This is a genomic window from Paraburkholderia sp. D1E, from assembly GCF_052682275.1.
Map to the genome: position 1 here is coordinate 6,631,407 of NZ_JBQYMB010000001.1, position 21,032 is coordinate 6,652,438.

Here is a 21,032-nt window from a genome sequence, read left to right on the forward strand (position 1 = left end):
GAGGGCGGGGCACGTGCTGCGTTCCCCTCGATCACCCACCGTCCACCGCCGTCATGACGACATGACAAACCGAAACCGATTTTCGAAGCGAGTCGAACGATGACCGTTGCCGCTCTGGCGCTCGACAACATCACCTGCACGTTCGCTGCGCGGGACAACCGCGCGCAGCGTTACACGGCGGTCAAGGACACGACCTTGCACATCGCGCCGGGCGAATTCGTCTCGGTGGTCGGCCCGACCGGTTGCGGCAAATCCACTCTGCTGAACGTCGGCGCGGGTTTGCTGGGACCGTCGTCGGGGACGGTCAGTGTGTTCGGCGAGCCGCTCAAGGGGATTAACCGGCGCGCCGGCTATATGTTCCAGGCAGACGCGCTGATGCCGTGGCGCTCGGCCATCGACAACGTGATGGCTGGCCTCGCGTTTCATGGCGTGCCGCCGGCGGAAGCGCGCAGCAAAGCTGACGAGTGGTTGAAGCGGGTCGGCCTCGGTGGCTTCGGCGACCGCTATCCGCATCAATTGTCGGGCGGCATGCGCAAGCGCGTCGCGATGGCGCAGACTTTGATTCTCGATCCGGACATCATCCTGATGGACGAGCCGTTTTCCGCGCTCGATATCCAGACGCGTCAGCTGATGGAAAACGAGCTGCTCGACCTATGGGCGGCCAAACGCAAAGCGGTGCTGTTCATCACACACGATCTCGACGAAGCGATTTCGATGTCCGACCGTGTAGTGGTGCTGTCGGCGGGGCCGGGTACGCATCCGATCGGCGAATTCACAATCGATCTGCCGCGTCCGCGCGACGTCGCCGAGATTCGCGCGCATCCGCGTTTCGTCGAGTTGCATGCGCAGATCTGGAGCGTGCTGCGCGATGAGGTGCTCAAGGGTTATCAGCAGCAGCTCACGGCTGTTTGAGCGGGTCACGTAGTTGCGTTGCGATACGTTGCGGAGTGGCGTGGCGGCATGTATGGATATCCGTAGCTGAATCCTGTCGTCCGTCCAGTCGTTGAGTCCCGTCGTTAAGTCCTGTTTGTTACGTCTTGTATTGGCGTCGATCAATCGTCAAAGGCAAACCGAGTCATGTGGAAGACGTTGCGCCCGAACCGGGCGAACCTGATGATCTGGCAGTGGCTGCTGCTCGTACTGAGTTTCGTGCTCTGGTACGTGCTGACCAGTCCGACGCTGCTGCCGCCGTTCTATTTCGACGACCCGAACAAGGCCGCGTTCTTCTTCGGCGAGCCGCAGAAAGTGCTTCAGCGCATCTGGGAGTGGTTCACGGGCGGCGAAATCTATCTGCACCTGTGGATCACACTGGTCGAAACGGTGCTCGCGTTCGCGCTCGGCACCGCGCTCGGACTCGGCGTCGGTTTGTGGCTTGCGCTGTCGCCGCTCGCGAGCGCGCTATTCGATCCGTACATCAAAGCCGCCAATTCGATGCCGCGCGTGATTCTCGCGCCGATTTTCGGGGTGTGGTTTGGCCTCGGCATCTGGTCGAAGGTGGCGCTAGGTGTCACGCTTGTGTTCTTTATCGTCTTCTTCAACGTCTATCAGGGCGTCAAGGAAGTGAGCCCGGTTGTGCTCGCCAACGCGCGCATGCTCGGCGCGAACGGCAAGCAGTTGCTGCGTTTCGTGTATCTGCCGAGCGCGATGAGCTGGGTGTTTTCGAGCCTGCATACATCGGTGGGCCTGGCGTTCGTCGGTTCGGTGGTGGGGGAATATCTCGGCTCGGCGCGCGGCGTCGGTTATCTGATTTTGCAAGCCGAAGGCACCTTCGATATCAATACTGTGTTCGCCGGGATTCTGGTGTTGACGGCGTTCGCGCTGATTCTCGACGCCATCGTCGGGATTGGCGAACGGCGGCTGATGAAGTGGCAGCCGAAGTCGGGTGATACGGAAAAGCTGTAGCGCCACATTCCCGAAGACTCAACAAAAACGGCGTGCGGTTTTAAACCCCACGCCGTTTTCCGTTCTCTTTCCCACTCAAAGGAGCGGCTGCGGCAGCGCATTGCGCCTAAGGCGTAACCACCACCTTCCCGATCACCCGGCGCTCTGCCATATCGCGCAACGCGCGGCCCGTGTCTTCGAGCGAATAGCGTTCCGACACATACGGCTTGAGTTTGCCCTCGCCGATCCAGCCAGTCATCTGCTGGAACGCGGCGTGATTGTGCTGCGGTTCGCGTTTCGCAAAGTCTCCCCAGAACACGCCCACCAGGCTAGCGCCTTTGAGCAGCGTCAGATTGAGCGGCAACTTCGGGATCTCGCCGTTCGCAAAGCCGACCACCAGATAACGTCCGCGCCAGCCGATGCTGCGAAACGCCGGTTCCGCATACACGCCGCCAACCGGATCGTAGATCACGTCCGGACCTTGGCCAGCGGTTAGCGCCTTGATGCGTTCGCGCAAGTCTTCGGTGCTGTAGTTGATGGTGGCGTCCGCGCCATGCTTTACGCAGGTAGCGAGCTTCTCGTCGCTCGACGCCGCCGCGATCACGCGCGCGCCGAGCGCTTTGCCGATCTCGACCGCGGCGAGTCCGACGCCGCCCGCCGCGCCCAACACCAGCATCGTCTCGCCGGCCTTCAACTGGCCGCGATCGACCACCGCATGATGCGACGTGCCATAGGCCAGTGTGAACGCGGCGGCCAGTTCGAATTCGACGCCGTCCGCCAGCGGCACACACGCCGCGACCGGGGCCAGCGCCTGCTCGGCAAATCCGCCCGAGCCGGTGAACGCGACCACCCTTGAGCCCGGCTTGAACTGCGTCACGCCGGCACCGACGGCGCGCACGACGCCCGCGACTTCGGAGCCAGGAGTAAAGGGCAGGGGTGGTTTGAACTGGTATTTGTTCTCGATGATCAGCACATCGGGAAAATTGACGGCGGCGGCTTTGACGTCGATCACGACATGGCCAGGCGGCGGTTCGAGGTCCGGCAGATTTTCGACGACCAGGCTCTCCGGCGGCCCATATTGATTACAGCGAATCGCGCGCATCGTGTCTCCATATCGATCAGGGTCCCCAAGCGGACTTCCTTCGGGGCGTCGCAACTATTCTGAGTGTAAAACCCGAGTGTAAAACAATTCGCACGACCGTGCGTTTTTATTGCTCGAAGCCAGTGCTTGCTGGGGCGATCCTCGTTGGCACGGGCCCCGGCGCGTGCGCTTTGCATGTGATACGTGCACCGCCTGCCGTGTCGTTCGCGTGCCTTCTTTCCTCGGTTACAATCGCCGCATGCGAATCCTACTCAGCAATGACGACGGTTATCTGGCGCCCGGCCTTGCCGCGCTTTACGAAGCGCTCAAGCCGATTGCGGACGTCACCGTGATGGCCCCCGAGCAGAACTGCAGCGGCGCGTCCAATTCCTTGACGCTGTCGCGTCCGCTTTCGGTGCTGCGCTCGGCGAACGGTTTCTATTACGTCAACGGCACGCCGACCGACTCGGTGCACATTGCGCTGACCGGTATGCTGGACCACACGCCGGACCTCGTCGTCTCGGGTATCAATAACGGCCAGAACATGGGCGAGGACACGCTCTATTCGGGCACCGTCGCCGCAGCCACCGAAGGCATCATGTTCGGTGTGCCGGCCATTGCCTTCTCGCTGGTCGACAAAGACTGGGTGCATCTCGAAGACGCTGTGCGTGTGGCCGCCGAGATCGTCGCGCACTACCTCGAGCAACCGCTGCCGGGGCATCCGCTCCTGAACGTCAATATTCCGAACCTGCCATACGAGCAACTCGACGGCTGGCATATCACGCGTCTGGGCAAGCGGCATCCGTCGCAGCCGGTGATCCGTCAGACCAACCCGCGCGGCGAACCGATCTACTGGATTGGCCCGTCCGGCAGTGCGCGCGATGCGAGCGAAGGCACCGATTTCCACGCCGTCGCCAACGGCCAGGTGTCGATCACGCCGTTGCAGCTCGACCTGACCCACACGCAAATGCTGCCCGCAGCGCGCGACTGGGCGCGCGCCGGCAGCAGCACTTCATGACCAGCGAGCGCGCAAAGCGCTTTCCGCTCGGCCTCGAGGACCTGGTGCGCGAACCGCGCCGGCCTGAAGGGCGTCCGGGCGACGTGCGCGCGGCGGTACTCGCCGCGAGCGCGGCACTGAACGCACGCCAGCAACCTGCGAAGAATGCGCCGCCCGGCTCCACGGGAAAGACTCAGGCGAGGGCGCAGACCCAACCGCAAGCGACGTCGCAAGCAAAACCGCAGGCCAAGGCGCAGGCGAAGGTGCCGCTGAAGGCGCCGGCGAATCCACCGGCCAACGCCCAGGCCAAGCCGCAAGCCAAACCACGCGCAACAGCCGTCGCGCAAGTTCCGGTTGTGCGCGTCGCGCCAAAACCGGCGCCGCTGAACAAGCCAGCCGCCAGACTCAACGAGCGCAGCGCCGTGCCGAACGTCGCGTTGAACGGCGCTTTGGCGCTGACTTCGGAACGCGTTCGCGAACGGATGGTCGAACGCCTGCGTGCGAACGGCGTGACCGATCAGCGCGTGTTGAACGCGATGTCGGTCGTGCCGCGCCACATGTTCGTCGACCCGGGCCTCGCGGCCCAGGCCTACGAAGACGCGGCGCTGCCTATCGGCCATCACCAGACGATTTCCAAGCCCTCCGTGGTCGCGCGGATGATCGAACTGGCGGCCGCCGGCCGCGCGTTGAACAACGTGCTCGAAATCGGCACCGGTTGCGGCTATCAGGCGGCGGTGCTGAGCCAGGTCGCGCGGGACGTTTATTCGATCGAACGCATCAAGCCGCTGTCCGAACGCGCGAAGACAAATTTGCGTCCGCTGCGTATTCCGAACATCCGGCTGCACTACGGTGATGGCCGCCTCGGGCTGCCGTCGGCGGCGCCGTTCGATGCGATCGTGATCGCCGCGGCCGGGCTTGACGTACCGCAGGCATTACTTGAACAACTCGCGATCGGCGGCCGTCTGGTCGCGCCGGTCGGCTCGCAGGAAGGCCAGAACCAGGTGCTGACTCTGGTCGAACGCCTCGGACCCGCGCAATGGCGCGAGTCGCGGCTTGATCGCGTTTTCTTTGTACCCTTAAAATCCGGAGTGATTTGACACCGATGAGTATGTTGCGCGCGATGCAAAGAACCAGACTGAATATCCCCATGACCGTAACCCAGCGTAGCGTGTGCGTGCTCGCCTTGTCCCTGTTGATGTCGGCCTGTGCGACCCGCCTCGATCAGGCGCCGGTCATCGACCGCTCCGGCAGCGGCGCGCTCGGCACGCAAGCCGCGCAGCAGCCGGCCGTGCCGCTCGGACCGCCGCCGCCGGGCTACTACCGCGTGAAGCCGGGCGATACGCTGTACCGGATCGCGCTGGAGAACGGCCAGAACTACCGCGATATTTCAACCTGGAACAATCTCACTAACCCGAATCAGATTGAGGTCGATCAATTGTTGCGCGTCGTGCCGCCGGGCGCGAATACCGCCGCATTGACGCCGGGCGTGTCGACGGCGCCGATCGGCAGCGGTGGCACGGTGCAGAGCGCGCCGCTTGGCAGCACGCCGCCGTCGGCAGGCGCTGCAGCGGGTGTCGCGGCGCCGCCGATCTATGGTTCGAGTGCGAACAACGCTTCGTTGACGCCGCCGGCTAACCCGGGTGCCGCGAGCGATTCGAACGCTGGCGCATCTGGCAATATCGTGTTCGCATGGCCGGTGCGGGGACCGATGCTCGGCACTTTCAACGATTCGACCAACAAGGGCATTAATATCGGCGGCGCGGCCGGCGATCCGGTCAAGGCTTCTGCGGATGGGCGCGTGGTTTATGCCGGAAATGGGCTGCGTGGTTACGGCAATCTCATTATCATCAAGCATGATGCAACTTATCTCACCGCGTATGCACATAACCGCGCTTTGATGGTAAAAGAGGGGGACGCGGTGACGAAAGGGCAGAAAATTGCTGAGATGGGCAATAGCGATTCCGACCGTGTGATGTTGCATTTCGAAGTTCGCCGGCAGGGTAAACCTGTCGACCCACTGAAGTATTTGCCGCCGCAATAAGCGATACGACCATGCCGAAATCGAAGCGCCGCTTACCTCAAGCCGAGTCTGAGACGATCAGCCGCGTCACGCCCGCTGCGGTGGAGGAAGGCGGCGCTTCGGAAGTGGAAGAAGAGGTCGCAGAGGAGCGCGATCTTGACGAACGTCAAGGCGGCGCGGAAGAACGCGGTGAGGCCCGCGAAGGCGCGAGCGAGGCTCCGCCCGATGCGGACGATTTCCGCGCGCTGCTGCAAGCCGAGCTGACGGCTGACACGATTCAGCACTATCTGAACCGCATCAGCGTCAAGCCGCTTCTGACTGTCGAGGAAGAGCAGAAGTATTCGCGTCTGGCCAAGGCGGGCGAGTTCGAAGCGCGGCAAGTAATGATCGAGCGCAATTTGCGGCTCGTCGTGAGCATCGCGAAGGGTTATCTGAATCGCGGCGTACCGCTGCTCGATCTGATCGAAGAGGGCAACCTCGGCTTGATGCACGCCATCGAGAAATTCGATCCTACACGCGGCTTTCGTTTCTCCACTTACGCCACGTGGTGGATTCGCCAGAGCATCGAGCGCGCGATCATGAATCAGGCGCGTACGGTGCGTTTGCCGGTGCACGTGATCCGTGAGCTCAACCAGGTGCTGCGCGCCAAGCGCCATCTGGAAAAAAATTCGATGAATTCCGGCGAAGCCGCGGAGCGCCGCGACGCCAGCATCGACGATATTGCCTATCTGACCGGCAAGACCACCGACGAAGTCACCGACATTCTCGCGCTGAACGAACACACCGCTTCGCTCGACGCGCCACTCGATCTCGACCCGGCGAGCAGCCTGCTCGACCTGCTGTCCGACGACCAAAGCCAGTCGCCGGATGCCGAAGTGCAGCACCGCGAGCTGGAAACGCTCACACGTGCATGGCTCGCGCGCCTGTCGGACAAGCATCGTCACGTGATCGAGCGCCGCTTCGGGCTGAACCACATCGAACCCGCCACGCTCGAAGAGCTGGCCGACGAAATGGGCCTCACGCGCGAGCGTGTGCGCCAGATCCAACAGGAAGCGCTGGTGCGGCTGAAGCGCTTCTTTGCCTCCAACGGTGTTCGGAAGGACGCCGTTCTATAACTGATGACACCGATTCTTGTTTTCGACATCGAGACGATTCCCGATGTCGCCGGCATTCGCCGCCTCGAAAATTTGCCCGATACGCTGAGCGACGCCGAGGTTGCTGAGCACGCCTTTGCGGCGCGCCGCGAAAAGACCGGCGGCGATTTTCTGCCGCACCACCTGCAACGGATCGCCGCGATTTCCTGTGTGTTCCGCGACAACAACGGTTTCCGTGTGCGCTCGCTCGGCACGTTGGAAGACGGCGAGGCGGCGCTCGTGCAGTCGTTTTATCGCGTGATCGAGAAATACACGCCACAGCTCGTGTCGTGGAATGGCGGCGGGTTCGACTTGCCGGTGCTGAACTACCGCGCGCTGATCAACGGCATCCCGGCGTCCCGTTTCTGGGACCTCGGCGAGGACGATCGCGAGTTCAAGTGGAACAACTACATCAGCCGCTATCACGCGCGTCACACCGATCTGATGGACGTGCTGGCTATGTATCAGGCGCGCGCCAACGCGCCGCTCGACGCGCTCGCCAAGATGTGCGGCTTCCCAGGCAAGATGGGCATGGACGGCAGCCAGGTGTGGCACGCTTACCAGGACGGCCGCATCGAGGAAATCCGTAACTATTGCGAGACCGACGTCGTCAATACGTACCTGCTGTATTGCCGCTTCCAGCTGATCCGCGGCGCGTTTTCGGCTGAAGAGTATGCGGACGAGATCAATCTGGTCAAAAATGCGCTCGCGCTGGAAACGGCGCCGCAATGGGCCGAGTATCTGGCCGCATTCGATCAGTAGGCCTCTTAACAGTCTTGTAACGAAGCGGTTCGCCGCACGCTGACGGGTAGGTGCTGCGAAGGCTGCCGTCGTAGCGCGAAATCGTGCGCAAGCGCCTTGGTTCACCTTAGCCCATCACGATCGAGGCGCTCCACGCGGCTGACGGACCCTACCGTCGCGCCAAATCGTTGGCAAGTGCGGCGCTTCGTCTACAATCTCGCCTTTCCCCCCAAGTTTGTCAGGAAGTCGCAGGTGTCCCGAACTGCCCCACAACGTCGTTCGCCGAAGCGCCAGAAGGCGCCCGCGCCGGTGAAAGCCCGCGTCATTACCGGCAATGAGCCGATCATCGAAATTGTTTCGCTCGACATGGAAGCGCGCGGCGTGGGTCGTGTCGAGAGCGAAGACGGTACGCCCGGCAAGGTGATTTTTGTCGAAGGTGCGTTGCCCGGCGAGCGCGTCAGCTACGCGACGCAACGCAGCAAGGCGAAATTCGAGCAAGCCGAAGTGGTCCAGGTGCTGCGCGAAAGCGTGCTGCGCACCACGCCCAAATGCGCTTACTTCGATACCTGCGGCGGCTGTTCGATGCAGCATCTCGACATCCGAGCCCAGATTGCCGTCAAGCAGCGCGTGCTCGAAGACGATTTCCGGCACTTGGCGAAGCTGCGCCCGGAGACCGTGTTCCGACCGATCCAGGGTCCGGCGTGGGGATACCGCTACCGCGCGCGTCTGGCGGTGCGCTATCTGCCGGAAAAGGGCGGCATGCGCATTGGCTTCTACGAGAAGAAAAGCAGCCAGATTGCCGACATGAAGACCTGCGAGGTGCTGCTGCCGCACGTGTCCGCGATGCTGATGCCGCTGCGTTTCATGGTCCGCAAACTGTCGATTTACGATCGTATGCCGCAGATCGAGCTCGCGGTCGGCTCGTCGGTTACCGCGCTGGTGCTGCGCAATCTCGCACCGATCACCGTCGCCGACGAACAGGTGCTGCGCGATTTCGCCGACGAGCATAAGGTGCAGTGGTGGCTGCAGCCGGGCGGTCCCGACACGGTCACGCCGTTCTATCCGCTCGATGTGGAGCTCGACTACACGCTGCCGGAATTCAACATCCGGATGCCGTTCAAGCCCACGGATTTCACCCAGGTGAATCACGCGATCAATCGTGTACTGGTGAGCCGCGCGCTGCGTCTGCTGGCCCCGGCCAGCACGGACCGCGTGCTCGACCTGTTCTGCGGAATCGGCAACTTCACGCTGCCGCTTGCGCGGATTTCGAAGGAAGTGGTGGGCATCGAAGGCAGTGACGTGCTGACCGCTCGCGCGCTCGCTAATGCCGAGCTGAATGGCGTAGCGGGGCATACGTCGTTCGCCTGCCGCAACCTGTTCGAAGTCACCGCCGACGACATGCGCGCGCTCGGTCATTTCGACAAATTTCTCATCGACCCGCCGCGTGAAGGCGCGCTGGCAGTGGCGAAGGCGCTGGCCGAGATCGCGCAAAGCGGCAATGGGCCGCTGCCCAAGCGTATCGTCTATGTGTCGTGCAACCCGGCAACGCTCGCACGCGATTCGGACCTGCTCGTGCATGGGGCCGGCTATCGGCTGGTGGGCGCGGGTGTGGTGAACATGTTCCCGCACACCTCGCACGTGGAATCGATTGCGTTGTTCGAGCGGGACTGAGGGCGCCTGTTGCCAGCCGGTGGTGCACACGCTGGCGGCGCCCCACAAACTAAAACGCCACGACTTCGGTCGTGGCGTTTTAGTTTAAGCTTTACGTTGAAAGCGTCTGGTCGAGGCTTAGAACTGCCACCACGACTTTTCCTTACCCGGCCTTGCATGGCCCGTGACATACGGGCTGTCGGGGAAGGTGCCGGCCAGAATGCGCTTCGTGTCGTCAGCCAGTTGCGGCTGATTCAGCTTCTCGTACGACAGCATCATGATGTGCAGTGCGTCTTCGATAGCCGGCGCGTTCTTGTATTCCTTCAACGCCAGTTGCGCGCGGTTGATCGCGGCGACATATGCGCCACGGCGGTAGTAATAATCCGCCGCGTGGACTTCGTGCGACGCCAGCGCGTTCACGATATAGCGCATGCGTTGCGCTGCGTCCGGTGCATACTTGCTGTTCGGGTACTTGTCGACCACGACCTTGAACGCGTCATACGACTCGCGTAGCGACTTCGGATCGCGCTCGCTCATGTCCTGACCGGAGAAGCGGCCGAACAGGCCGAGGTCGTCGTTGAAGTGGATCATGCCCTTCAGATAGTACGCGTAGGCGATGTCCGGGTGATCCGGGTGCAACTGGATGAAGCGGTCGATCGCCAGGTCGGCGGCGGCGTTTTCGTTGTCTTTCCAGTTGCAATACGCGACGTTGATCTGCGCTTGCTGGGCAAAGTGGCCGAACGGATCGCGGCCTTCGAGCATCTCGAAATACTTGGCGCACTTGCCGTAATCACCACCGGTCAGAGCGTCGTTCGCCTCCGTATATAATTTGTTGTTGTTCCACGTAGCCGTCTCGTCGGTCTTTTCCGGCAAGCCGTGACAGGCCGCAACAACGGCGACGGCCGCGGCGCACGCAATGTATCCGGCCACTTTCCGGGCCGCCTTCTTGATGGCCGCCAAATTGATCGCCGCTTTAGTGATGGTGTTCAAGGCTCGCATTTTCCAGTCTAGCTTTACGTCCAGGTGACCCAGACTCAATGACCCGCTCAAATACTCCAGGCGCCGCAACCGGTGCCGGGAATAGCAACAAAGATTATAGCGTAAGCGCTGACCCCTCCGACGCGTTGGGCGTCGATTCACTCGACGACGATCTCGGCAGCGACGCGCTTGCTCCCGCCGGCCCGCACAGCATGGTGCCGACGGTGGCGAGCCGCGTGGCGGACGAGACGCCGCGCAGCGTCGTCGTGCCCGACGAAATGGCTGGCGAGCGCCTCGACAAGGTGCTCGCCCGAATCTTTCCGGAGTTTTCACGTAACCGGCTGCAAAGCTGGATCGAGTCGGAGCGGGTGCACATTGACGGCAAGCCCGCAAAAATTCGCCAGCCGGTGCCGCTTGGCGCGACTATCGAGCTCGTACCCGACCTGCTGCCGGAGCAACTCGCCTTTACGCCCGAACCCGTGCCCCTCGAGATCGTCTACGAGGACGACACGCTGGTGGTCATCAACAAGCCGGCCGGCATGGTCGTGCATCCGGCCGCCGGCAACTGGAGCGGCACCCTCCTGAACGGCCTGCTATACCGCTATGGCGACGCCGCAGCGGGTCTGCCGCGTGCCGGTATCGTCCATCGGCTCGACAAGGAAACGTCCGGCCTGATGGTGGTGGCGCGCACGCTCGAGGCGCAGACCGATCTGGTGCGCCAGCTCCAGGCGCGTACGGTGAAACGCCGCTATCTTGCGCTCGTATGGGGCAACATGCCCGAAGAAGGCACGATCGACGCGCCGATCGGTCGCGATCCGCGCGAGCGCACGCGCATGGCGGTGGTGACGAGCGCATCGGGCAAAGCGGCGCGCACGCATTTCCGGCGCGTGGATACGGCGATCTGGCAGCGTCAGCCGGTTACCGCGATACATTGCGACCTGGAAACCGGCCGTACTCATCAGATTCGTGTGCATTGTGCGCATATCGGCCATCCGCTGCTTGGCGATCCGATTTATGGGCGTGCACGCGGCAAGCGCTCGGTGACGCCGCTGCCGGACGGTTTCGCGCGCCAGGCGCTGCATGCGTGGCGCCTCGGCCTGATCCACCCGCAAACCGGCCGGACCATGCAATGGCGTGCCGATGCACCGGAAGACATGCAGGTGCTGTCGGCGGCGCTTGGCCTCGGGCGTGACGATGCGGGCGAGTTCGACGAGACGTACTACGAGGAAGACGACTACGACGCCTCGCCGGACGACGATGCCGTCGAAGACGAAACACACGGTGAAGGCGATCACGACGAAAGCGATGACGAACACGACGAGGACAGTCACGCATGAGCTTGCCCGAGCTGAGCTTTGCCGATGTCGTGCAACCCGCGTGGAACGTGTCGCCGCGCGTGCGCGCGCTCGTCACCACGCGCAACGGCGGCGTGAGCGAGCCGCCGTTTGGCCGCTGGCAGCAGGATGGTGGGGACCAGCCCGGTGGCCTGAATCTGGGGATGAAAGCTGGTGACGATCCCGCCGCGGTCGCCACTAACCGCGCACGGCTGCTGAGTCTGGCAGGCGTAGGCGAGGCCGCGTGGCTCGAACAGATTCACGGCGCCGGCATCGTGCGTGCTGAAGATGCGCTCGCGCAGATTCACGCCAGCGGCACGCCGACACGTGCCGATGCCAGCGTCACCGATCGGCCCGGCACGGTGTGTGTCGTGATGGTGGCCGATTGCATGCCGGTGCTTTTGTGCGACGAAGCAGGCCGTGCGGTCGGTGCGGCTCATGCCGGCTGGCGTGGCCTGGCAGCGGGCATCGTCGAACAGACCGCACAGCGCGTTGCCGATCTGGCCGGTGTGGGGGCGCCGTCGTTGCACGCTTACCTCGGCCCAGCAATCGGGCCCAGCGCGTTCGAGGTGGGTGCAGATGTGCGTGACGCCTTCATGAAAGGCGTGGACGGTGCACAACGCGAGGCCACGGCGTATGCATTCGTTCCGCATCCGCAAAACCCCGGCAAATATCTTGCCGATCTTGCTGCGCTGGCGCGCTTGCGCTTGCAGCGGATTGGCGTGACCCGCATTGTCGGCGGCGATCTGTGTACGGTCACGCAACGTGAGCGCTTCTATTCCTATCGCCGCGATCGCGAGACAGGCCGCATGGCTGCGTTGATCTGGCTGGACGATCAGGCGCAGACGATCGCGCAATAAGGTGTCCACTCCGGCACCCACTCTGGTGGGCGCGACGCCTTCCTGCGAGCACGCGTATGAGGGTTTATTCGGAGGCGCGGCACGTTTTTTTGCTGCGCTGCCGGAATTTGCTGCGCACGCGTAAATCTGCCGCCAAAAGTGTCCGCGAGCGAACGGATAAATGCACTTAAGCCCATGCCATATGGGCGCTTTTTTCGCCAACGCAGGCACTTATCAACGCATGTTCCAAAAGCGCGATCTGCTACACAGGGAAAACGATAATTAAAAAACTATCGCACTGCGGCAAAATCGGGAACAAGCATTGACATGCCTTGCGGTGGGGAGCAAGAATGTTCCTCACAGTTCCTCGTACATGGGACAGGGCGTGACGAGGCCGCGAGCAATCGCCCACGTGCGCATGAACCTGCCTCTCAACCCGTCCGCAAGGACTCACCGGTCAAAAGCAGGTATGGCAGCATCACATTCCTCAGCTTCCCCCAGCACGGGCTCCTCGACGGAGCATACGCAGCAGGCCGGTACGAGCGGTGCAACTTCAGCCGCAGGCATGCAGCAGTTATTCGAGGCCTGGATGAACGCATGGCGTTCGCTCGGCACCCCGCCCGGCGGTAATGGCATGCCTTTCCCGATGCCGCAGATGCCGCAAGCGGGCATCCCTCCCATACCGCAAATGAGTTTGTCGCAGATGCCGTCGTTCCCCGGCATGCCTGACTTCAGCAAACTGACTGCTGGATCCCTGCCTTCAATGCCTTCATTCGCTGGACTCAACGTTCCGAGCGCCGCGATTCCATCGGAGCGTCTGCAACAGCTGCAGGCCGACTATTCGCGCGAGGCGATGGAACTGATCCAGCAGGCCACCGGCTCCACCACGAAAGCCCCCGAACTCAAAGACCGCCGTTTCAGTTCCGATGCGTGGAGCGCGACGCCGGCTTATGCGTTTACCGCTGCGTGGTATCTGTTGAACGCGCGCTATCTGCAGGAAATGGTCGACGCGCTCGAAACCGAACCGAAGGTGCGCGAGCGCGTTCGGTTCGCGGTTCAGCAATGGACCGCGGCCGCGTCGCCGAGCAACTTCTTCGCGTTGAATCCGGAAGCGCAAAAGACCTTGCTCGATAGCAAAGGCGAGAGCCTGCGCCAAGGCGTGATGAATCTGCTGGGTGACTTGCAGCGCGGCAAGATTTCGCAGACCGACGAATCGCGTTTCGTGGTCGGCGAAAATCTCGCGAACACCGAAGGCTCCGTGGTGTTCGAAAACGACCTGATGCAGTTGATCCAGTACAAGCCGCGCACGGCCACCGTGCGCGAGCGGCCACTCCTGATCGTGCCGCCTTGCATCAACAAGTTCTACATTCTCGATCTGCAACCGGAGAACTCGCTGGTCGCGCACGGGCTCGATTCGGGTCATCAGGTGTTCCTGATTTCGTGGCGCAGCGCGGACGCATCGATCGCGAGCAAGACGTGGGACGATTACATCGGCGAGGGCGTGCTCAAGGCGATCAGCACGGTCAGCAAGATCAGCGGCCGCGAGCAGATCAACACGCTCGGTTTCTGCGTGGGCGGCACCATGCTCGCCACGGCGCTGGCGGTGGCGGCAGCGCGCGGCGAACATCCGGCTGCGTCGATGACCTTGCTCACCGCAATGCTCGATTTTTCGGACACGGGCGTGCTCGACGTTTTCGTCGACGAGGCGCACGTGCAGATGCGTGAGCAGACCATCGGCGGCAAGAACGGAAGCACGCCCGGATTGATGCGTGGCATCGAATTCGCCAACACCTTCTCGTTCCTGCGGCCGAACGATCTGGTGTGGAACTATGTCGTCGACAATTACCTCAAGGGGCGCACGCCGGTGCCGTTCGATCTGCTGTACTGGAACAGCGATTCGACCAGTCTGCCGGGCCCGATGTATGTCTGGTATCTGCGCAACACGTACCTTGAGAATCGTCTGCGCGAGCCGGGTGCGCTGACCACCTGCGGCGAGCCGGTCGATCTCTCGAAGATCGATGTGCCCACCTTCATTTACGGTTCGCGCGAAGACCATATCGTGCCGTGGCAAACCGCCTATGCGTCGGTGCCGCTGCTCGCCGGGCCGCTGAAGTTCGTGCTCGGCGCGTCGGGTCACATCGCGGGTGTGATCAATCCGCCTGCGAAGAAAAAACGCAACTACTGGGCGCTGGAAGGCGACGTCAAGACGTTGCCGGAAAGCCCGGACGAATGGCTCGACCAGGCGGCCGAAGTGCCTGGCAGCTGGTGGCCCGAATGGACCACGTGGCTCGACCAGTATGGCGGCAAGAAAGTGAAGCCGCGCGCCGCAGCCGGCTCTGCTGAATTCCCGGTGATCGAACCGGCGCCGGGGCGTTATGTGCGGCAACGGGAGTAGGTTTTAACGCGTCTGAAGGCGCGGTTGGTTTTGGCGGTATGAATGCGCGTCTGATTGTGCAAGGGCGCAGGAACAACGATATTTTTAACTTGACGGGCTGCGGCGTATTTTGCCGATGTGCCCGGAGGATATGGAAATGACTGATGTTGTGATCGTATCGGCCGCCCGTACGGCAGTTGGCAAATTCGGTGGGTCGCTGGCGAAGATCGCCGCGCCCGAACTCGGCGCCACGGTGATTCGCGCCGTGCTCGAACGGGCCGGTCTGAAGCCGGAACAGGTCAGTGAAGTCATTCTGGGGCAGGTGCTGACGGCGGGCTCGGGCCAGAACCCGGCGCGTCAATCGGTGATCAAGGCCGGGCTGCCCGCGGCCGTGCCTGGCATGACGATCAACGTGGTATGCGGCTCGGGCCTGAAGGCCGTGATGCTGGCGGCCAACGCGATCATCGCGGGCGATGCGGACATCGTGATCGCAGGCGGTCAGGAAAACATGAGCGCCGCGCCGCACGTGCTGCCGGGCTCGCGTGACGGTTTCCGCATGGGCGACGCGAAGCTGGTCGACTCGATGATCGTCGACGGCCTGTGGGACGTCTACAACCAGTACCACATGGGCGTGACGGCGGAAAACGTCGCCAGGGAATATGGCATCACGCGCGAGCAGCAGGACGCGTTTGCGGCGCTGTCGCAGAACAAGGCGGAAGCCGCGCAGAAATCGGGCCGTTTCAACGACGAAATCGTGCCGGTCGAAATTCCGCAACGCAAGGGCGAGCCGCTGCGTTTTGCAACTGACGAGTTCGTGCGCCACGGCGTAACGGCTGAATCGCTCGCGGGCCTGAAGCCCGCTTTCTCGAAGGAAGGCACGGTCACGGCGGCCAACGCGTCGGGCCTGAACGACGGCGCGGCGGCGGTGCTGGTGATGTCGGCTAAAAAGGCCGAAGCGCTCGGCCTCAAGCCGCTCGCACGCATCAAGGCTTACGCCACCTCGGGTCTGGATCCGAAGGTGATGGGCATGGGCCCGGTACCGGCGTCGCGCCGCTGTCTCGAGCGCGCGGGCTGGACGCCGGCCGATCTCGACCTGATGGAAATCAACGAAGCGTTTGCCGCGCAGGCGCTGGCCGTGAATCAGCAGATGGGCTGGGACGCGTCGAAGATCAACGTGAACGGCGGCGCGATTGCAATCGGCCATCCGATTGGCGCGTCTGGCTGCCGGGTTCTCGTCACGCTGTTGCACGAAATGCTGAAGCGCGACGCGAAGAAGGGTCTGGCGTCGCTGTGTATTGGCGGCGGCATGGGCGTGGCGCTGGCGCTCGAACGCGCTTAACGGACCGCAGGCAGGCTCAAGCTGAAAGCAGGCGCAGATGGATTCTGGCAAGCGGTAAGCAGGGTTGCCGCGCGTCACATGGCAGCAGGTGGTGCGCGGTGAGTAGTGGCCTCGTCGGCCGGTCGCCCGGCGGCAGTGGAGATGAAGCACAGGCGAGGGAAGAGGCAGCCGGTCGGCGCCTCGAAAACGATAACGGAGTGTAGTTTATGACACAGCGAATTGCGTACGTAACGGGCGGGATGGGCGGCATCGGCACGAGCATTTGCCAACGGCTGCACAAGGAAGGCTTCAAGGTGGTCGCAGGCTGCGGCCCGAACTCGCCGCGCCGTGTGAAGTGGCTCGAAGAGCAAAAAGCGCTAGGCTACGATTTCATCGCGTCTGAAGGCAACGTCGGCGATTGGGAGTCGACCAAGGTGGCATTCGACAAGGTCAAGGCAGAAGTTGGTGAGATCGACGTACTGGTGAACAACGCCGGCATTACGCGCGACGTCGTGTTCCGCAAGATGACGCACGAAGACTGGACGGCGGTGATCGACACCAATCTGACCAGCCTCTTCAACGTCACCAAGCAGGTGATCGACGGTATGGTCGAGCGTGGCTTTGGCCGGATCATCAACATTTCGTCGGTGAACGGGCAGAAGGGCCAGTTCGGTCAGACCAACTACTCGACCGCGAAGGCCGGTATTCACGGCTTCACGATGTCGCTGGCGCAGGAAGTGGCCACCAAGGGCGTGACGGTCAATACCGTATCGCCGGGCTACATCGGCACCGACATGGTCAAGTCGATCCGTCCGGACGTGCTGGAAAAGATCGTCGCGACGATTCCGGTGCGCCGTCTCGGTCAACCGCAGGAAATCGGTTCGATCGTGGCATGGCTCGCCTCGGACGAATCGGGTTTCTCGACGGGCGCTGATTTCTCGCTGAACGGCGGTTTGCATATGGGCTGAGTCATGAGCGCGCCGCTCACAAGGCGGCGTGTTTCTGCTCAGATGGTTCCGGCGGCGTCTCGACTGTGCGATTGCACGATGGCTCAGTCGGCATGACGCCGTTTCCGCGCTCAACTCGCGCTCAAAGGCGTTAAATGACCACTACTACAAAGAAAACAGCCGAACGGTTGATTAAGAAGTATCCGAATCGTCGGCTCTACGATACCGAGACAAGCACGTACATCACGCTGACTGACGTCAAGCAGCTCGTGCTGGATCAAGAGGATTTCAAGGTCATCGATGCGAAGAGCAATGAGGACCTGACGCGCGCCATCCTGTTGCAAATCATCCTGGATGAGGAGAGTGGCGGCTTGCCAATGTTCTCGTCGTCGATGCTGTCGCAGATCATCCGTTTCTACGGTCATGCGATGCAGGGCATGATGGGCACGTATCTGGAAAAGAACATCCAGGCCTTCATCGACATTCAGGCGAAACTCGCCGACCAGTCGAAGAACCTGTACGAAGGCAAGGCGATGAACCCTGAAGTCTGGTCGCAATTCATGAACATGCAGGCCCCGATGATGCAGGGCATGATGACCAGCTATATCGAGCAGTCGAAGAACATGTTCGTGCAGATGCAGGAGCAGATGCAGACTCAGGCGAAATCGATGTTCGCCACCTTCCCGTTCACGCCGGGCGGCGCGGCGAATGCGGCTGGAGGTCCGGCCACGCCGGCTAATCCGCAAGGCAATCCGGAGCCGGAGAAGAAGTAAGGGCGTAGAGCGACGCTAACGCCGAGGCGGCGGGCGCGTCAGTACGCGTTCGCCGCCCGGCCGGGGGTGAAGTGATGCGCACGTCGCGCCAAGGGTGCGCCGGGTGCTATCGCGACAACCCTGCGGCGACCCCGCGTGCCGGGCCCAGGCGGGCGGCCGCGGGCGCGGTACAATCGCGGGTTGCGTGCGTTACCGTGTGGTGTGGTCCTCATGATCCTTATGATCGCCCCCCGATCTCGTCGCACAGTCCCCATTTGTCGCTGTCGCCACCGCTGCATGCCAGCCCCGCCTATGTCGCAGACCCGTTTTCCTGCCTTGCCCATGCATTCGATTCCGAAGGCCGGAGTTGTCAGCCTTGACTGACCCTCAGATTCGCACAAGCTGCTTAAGCGCCGTTCTCGCATGAGCCAGCTGTTTCTTGCGCCTATGGAAGGGCTTGCGGACTACGTGTTGCGCGACGTGCTGACAGGCATGGGCGGATTCGATGGGTGCGTGTCCGAGTTCGTCAGGGTGACGGGCTCGGTGCTGCCCGAGCGCGTCTACGAGCGAGATACGCCCGAAGTCCTCCACGGTGGCCGTACACCTTGCGGCACGCCGATGGTGATCCAACTGCTCGGCAGTGATCCTGAATGGATGGCGCTGAATGCGGCTCAGGCCGCCAGTTTGTCGCCGCATGGACTTGATCTGAACTTCGGCTGTCCCGCCAAAGTCGTCAATCGGCACGGTGGCGGCGCGATGCTGCTGGCGCACCCTGAAGCGCTCAACCGGATCGTTTCCTCTGTTCGCGCCGCTGTGCCGGCCAGCATCGCCGTGACAGCAAAAATGCGGCTCGGCGTGTCCGATACTTCGCTCGCGATCGATTGCGCCACGGCGCTGGCGGAAGGCGGCGCGGCCTCCCTCGTCGTGCATGCCAGAACGCGTGACCACGGCTACCGGCCGCCGGCCCACTGGGACTGGATCGCGCGTATCGACGCCGCCGTGGACGTGCCGGTCATTGCCAACGGAGAAGTCTGGACGGTGGACGACTGGGAACGGTGCCGGGCGGTCAGTGGCTGCGCGGACGTGATGATCGGGCGGGGCGCCGTGTCGGATCCTTTCCTGGCGTTGAGGATACGCGGACTGATGGACCGAACGCCTTCCGGCGAGGAATGGCCGGCCGTGCTGGGTCAGCTCGCCGATTACCTGAAAAAATTGCAAGCCCGTGTCGCAGCTCGCCATGAGCACGGACGCGTCAAAATGTGGCTCAGCTATCTGAAGCGCACCTGGCCGCAGGCCGCTGAACTGCATGCAGCCATCCGGCGCCTGCATGATTCGCGCGAAATTCTTGAGGTGATAGAGCGCGCCCTGGCGTTTAACGGCTTGATACCGGCATATCAACGCGCAGCGCGTGGTCTGCTCGACCCGGCGATGCCCCGCCACCTGGCCGACTGCACGGTCGCCGGCGCGGTACAATAAAGGGTTGCGTGCGCGGGATGTCGTCCGGGCTATGGTCTTTGTCAAGATCGGACCCTTTGGCCTTGCCGCACCGTCCCCATTTGTCGCCATCGTCACCGCTATACGCCGGACCCACCTATGTCGCAGACCATTTCCCCCACCGTGCCGACCCCTTCGATTCCGAAGGTCGGTTTCGTCAGCCTCGGCTGTCCTAAAGCACTGGTCGACTCAGAACAGATCATCACGCAGCTGCGCGCCGAGGGCTACGAGATCTCCAGCACGTACGACGGCGCGGACCTCGTGGTCGTCAACACCTGCGGCTTCATCGACGAAGCGGTACAGGAAAGCCTCGACGCGATCGGCGAAGCGCTCAGCGAAAACGGCAAGGTGATCGTCACGGGTTGCCTCGGTGCCAAGCAGAGTGCAAGCGGTTCAAACCTGATCGAAGAAGTACATCCGAAGGTGCTGGCCGTGACCGGTCCGCACGCGCTCGGCGAAGTGATGCAGGCCGTGCATAATCATCTGCCGAAGCCGCACGATCCGTTCATCGATCTGGTGCCGGCAGCGGGCGTGAAGCTCACGCCGCGCCACTACGCGTACCTGAAAATTTCCGAAGGCTGCAACCACCGCTGCACGTTTTGCATCATCCCGTCGATGCGAGGCGACCTCGTCTCGCGTCCGGTCGCCGACGTGATGCTCGAAGCGGAGAACCTGTTCAAGTCCGGTGTGAAGGAACTGCTGGTGATTTCGCAGGACACGAGCGCGTATGGTGTCGACGTCAAATACCGTACCGGTTTCTGGAACGGCAAGCCGATCAAGACGCGCATGACCGATCTGGTGGGCGCGCTTGGCGAACTCGCGGCGCAATACGGCGCATGGGTGCGTTTGCATTACGTGTATCCGTATCCGAGCGTCGATGAAGTCATTCCGATGATGGCCGAAGGTCCGTTCAAGGGCCACGTGCTGCCCTATCTGGATGTGCCGTTCCAGCACGCGCATCCGGAAGTGCTCAAGCGCATGAAGCGTCCGGCCAATGCCGAGAAGGTGATGGAGCGCGTCAAGGCATGGCGCGAAATGTGCCCCGATCTGACGATCCGCAGCACGTTCATCGCAGGCTTCCCGGGCGAAACCGAAGAGCAATTCCAGACGCTGCTCGATTTCATTCGCGAGGCGGAACTGGATCGGGTCGGCTGCTTTGCTTACTCGCCGGTCGAAGGCGCGACGGCCAACGAACTCGACGGCGCTTTGCCCGACGAAGTGCGTGAAGAACGCCGCGCGCGTTTCATGGAAGTAGCAGAAGAAGTATCGGCCAAACGGATCGCGAAGAAGGTTGGCAAGACGTTGAAAGTACTGGTCGATGAGATCAATGTCGACGGTGGTATCGGCCGCACGGCGGCGGATGCGCCCGAGATCGACGGCGTCGTGTATATCGCGCCGGCCACCAAGGCGTCGAAGCGTTACAAGGTCGGCGATTTCGTGTCGGTGAAGATCACCGGCGCCGACGGCCACGACCTGTGGGGCGAGGTTTAAGC

General features: G+C 62.5%; 18 protein-coding genes. 16 read left to right on the forward strand and 2 right to left on the reverse strand.

Annotated elements, in window-relative coordinates; genetic code table 11:
* Window positions 1-99 precede the first annotated feature (99 nt).
* Both ACUN0E_RS29925 and ACUN0E_RS29930 read left to right on the forward strand, forming a co-directional pair.
* The gene (locus tag ACUN0E_RS29925; RefSeq protein WP_408217383.1) at window positions 100-912 is read left to right on the forward strand and encodes an ABC transporter ATP-binding protein; all 813 of its coding nucleotides are present in this window, start codon (window positions 100-102) and stop codon (window positions 910-912) included.
* 165 nt (window positions 913-1,077) lie between these two features.
* Window positions 1,078-1,902: an ABC transporter permease gene (locus ACUN0E_RS29930; protein WP_408222948.1), complete on the forward strand. Its 825-nt coding sequence runs from the start codon at window positions 1,078-1,080 to the stop codon at window positions 1,900-1,902.
* 106 nt (window positions 1,903-2,008) lie between these two features.
* Here ACUN0E_RS29930 and ACUN0E_RS29935 read toward each other — a convergent pair whose 3' ends face one another.
* Window positions 2,009-2,983, reverse strand: a complete 975-nt coding sequence (locus ACUN0E_RS29935; protein ID WP_445568860.1) for an NADPH:quinone oxidoreductase family protein — start codon at window positions 2,981-2,983, stop codon at window positions 2,009-2,011.
* 238 nt (window positions 2,984-3,221) lie between these two features.
* On the opposite strand from ACUN0E_RS29935, the gene surE reads away from it, so the two are divergent.
* The 6 genes from surE to rlmD all read left to right on the forward strand — a co-directional run bounded on the left by surE (window position 3,222) and on the right by rlmD (window position 9,524).
* Complete coding sequence (surE, locus tag ACUN0E_RS29940; protein WP_408335584.1) at window positions 3,222-3,980, forward strand: 5'/3'-nucleotidase SurE; 759 nt, start codon at window positions 3,222-3,224, stop codon at window positions 3,978-3,980.
* Window positions 3,977-5,056 carry a protein-L-isoaspartate(D-aspartate) O-methyltransferase gene (locus ACUN0E_RS29945; RefSeq protein ID WP_445568861.1) on the forward strand — a complete coding sequence of 360 codons (1,080 nt, stop codon included), beginning with the start codon at window positions 3,977-3,979 and terminating at the stop codon, window positions 5,054-5,056. Before surE ends, ACUN0E_RS29945 begins: the two co-directional genes overlap by 4 nt.
* A gap of 5 nt (window positions 5,057-5,061) precedes the next feature.
* Complete coding sequence (locus tag ACUN0E_RS29950; protein WP_445568862.1) at window positions 5,062-6,000, forward strand: peptidoglycan DD-metalloendopeptidase family protein; 939 nt, start codon at window positions 5,062-5,064, stop codon at window positions 5,998-6,000.
* 11 nt (window positions 6,001-6,011) lie between these two features.
* Window positions 6,012-7,094, forward strand: a complete 1,083-nt coding sequence (gene rpoS, locus ACUN0E_RS29955; RefSeq protein WP_408222958.1) for an RNA polymerase sigma factor RpoS — start codon at window positions 6,012-6,014, stop codon at window positions 7,092-7,094.
* A gap of 3 nt (window positions 7,095-7,097) precedes the next feature.
* Window positions 7,098-7,874 (forward strand): 3'-5' exonuclease, encoded by a 777-nt coding sequence (locus ACUN0E_RS29960; protein WP_408335578.1) that lies wholly within the window; start codon window positions 7,098-7,100, stop codon window positions 7,872-7,874.
* A 231-nt stretch (window positions 7,875-8,105) separates the two neighbouring features.
* Complete coding sequence (gene rlmD, locus ACUN0E_RS29965; RefSeq protein ID WP_408509085.1) at window positions 8,106-9,524, forward strand: 23S rRNA (uracil(1939)-C(5))-methyltransferase RlmD; 1,419 nt, start codon at window positions 8,106-8,108, stop codon at window positions 9,522-9,524.
* A 117-nt stretch (window positions 9,525-9,641) separates the two neighbouring features.
* Here the strand turns inward: rlmD and ACUN0E_RS29970 are convergent, their stop codons facing one another.
* Window positions 9,642-10,502 carry an outer membrane protein assembly factor BamD gene (locus ACUN0E_RS29970; RefSeq protein WP_445568863.1) on the reverse strand — a complete coding sequence of 287 codons (861 nt, stop codon included), beginning with the start codon at window positions 10,500-10,502 and terminating at the stop codon, window positions 9,642-9,644.
* 38 nt (window positions 10,503-10,540) lie between these two features.
* On the opposite strand from ACUN0E_RS29970, the gene ACUN0E_RS29975 reads away from it, so the two are divergent.
* From ACUN0E_RS29975 to rimO, 8 genes are all read left to right on the forward strand, one after another.
* Window positions 10,541-11,818, forward strand: coding sequence for an RluA family pseudouridine synthase (locus ACUN0E_RS29975; protein WP_445568864.1), 1,278 nt, complete (start codon window positions 10,541-10,543; stop codon window positions 11,816-11,818).
* Complete coding sequence (pgeF, locus tag ACUN0E_RS29980) at window positions 11,815-12,675, forward strand: peptidoglycan editing factor PgeF (RefSeq protein WP_445568865.1); 861 nt, start codon at window positions 11,815-11,817, stop codon at window positions 12,673-12,675. Before ACUN0E_RS29975 ends, pgeF begins: the two co-directional genes overlap by 4 nt.
* Before the next feature lie 544 nt (window positions 12,676-13,219).
* On the forward strand, window positions 13,220-15,049 hold the full coding sequence (gene phaC, locus ACUN0E_RS29985; RefSeq protein WP_445568866.1) for a class I poly(R)-hydroxyalkanoic acid synthase: 1,830 nt from the start codon (window positions 13,220-13,222) through the stop codon (window positions 15,047-15,049).
* 136 nt (window positions 15,050-15,185) lie between these two features.
* Window positions 15,186-16,367 (forward strand): acetyl-CoA C-acetyltransferase, encoded by a 1,182-nt coding sequence (locus ACUN0E_RS29990; RefSeq protein ID WP_445568867.1) that lies wholly within the window; start codon window positions 15,186-15,188, stop codon window positions 16,365-16,367.
* Between the two features lie 206 nt (window positions 16,368-16,573).
* Window positions 16,574-17,314 carry a 3-ketoacyl-ACP reductase gene (locus tag ACUN0E_RS29995; protein WP_408222972.1) on the forward strand — a complete coding sequence of 247 codons (741 nt, stop codon included), beginning with the start codon at window positions 16,574-16,576 and terminating at the stop codon, window positions 17,312-17,314.
* Between the two features lie 134 nt (window positions 17,315-17,448).
* Window positions 17,449-18,066 carry a polyhydroxyalkanoate synthesis repressor PhaR gene (gene phaR, locus ACUN0E_RS30000; RefSeq protein ID WP_408222974.1) on the forward strand — a complete coding sequence of 206 codons (618 nt, stop codon included), beginning with the start codon at window positions 17,449-17,451 and terminating at the stop codon, window positions 18,064-18,066.
* Window positions 18,067-18,468: 402 nt separating this feature from the next.
* Complete coding sequence (locus ACUN0E_RS30005) at window positions 18,469-19,521, forward strand: tRNA dihydrouridine synthase (RefSeq protein WP_445568868.1); 1,053 nt, start codon at window positions 18,469-18,471, stop codon at window positions 19,519-19,521.
* Window positions 19,522-19,638: 117 nt separating this feature from the next.
* Window positions 19,639-21,030, forward strand: a complete 1,392-nt coding sequence (gene rimO / locus ACUN0E_RS30010; protein WP_408509082.1) for a 30S ribosomal protein S12 methylthiotransferase RimO — start codon at window positions 19,639-19,641, stop codon at window positions 21,028-21,030.
* The last annotated feature ends 2 nt before the right edge of the window (window positions 21,031-21,032 follow it).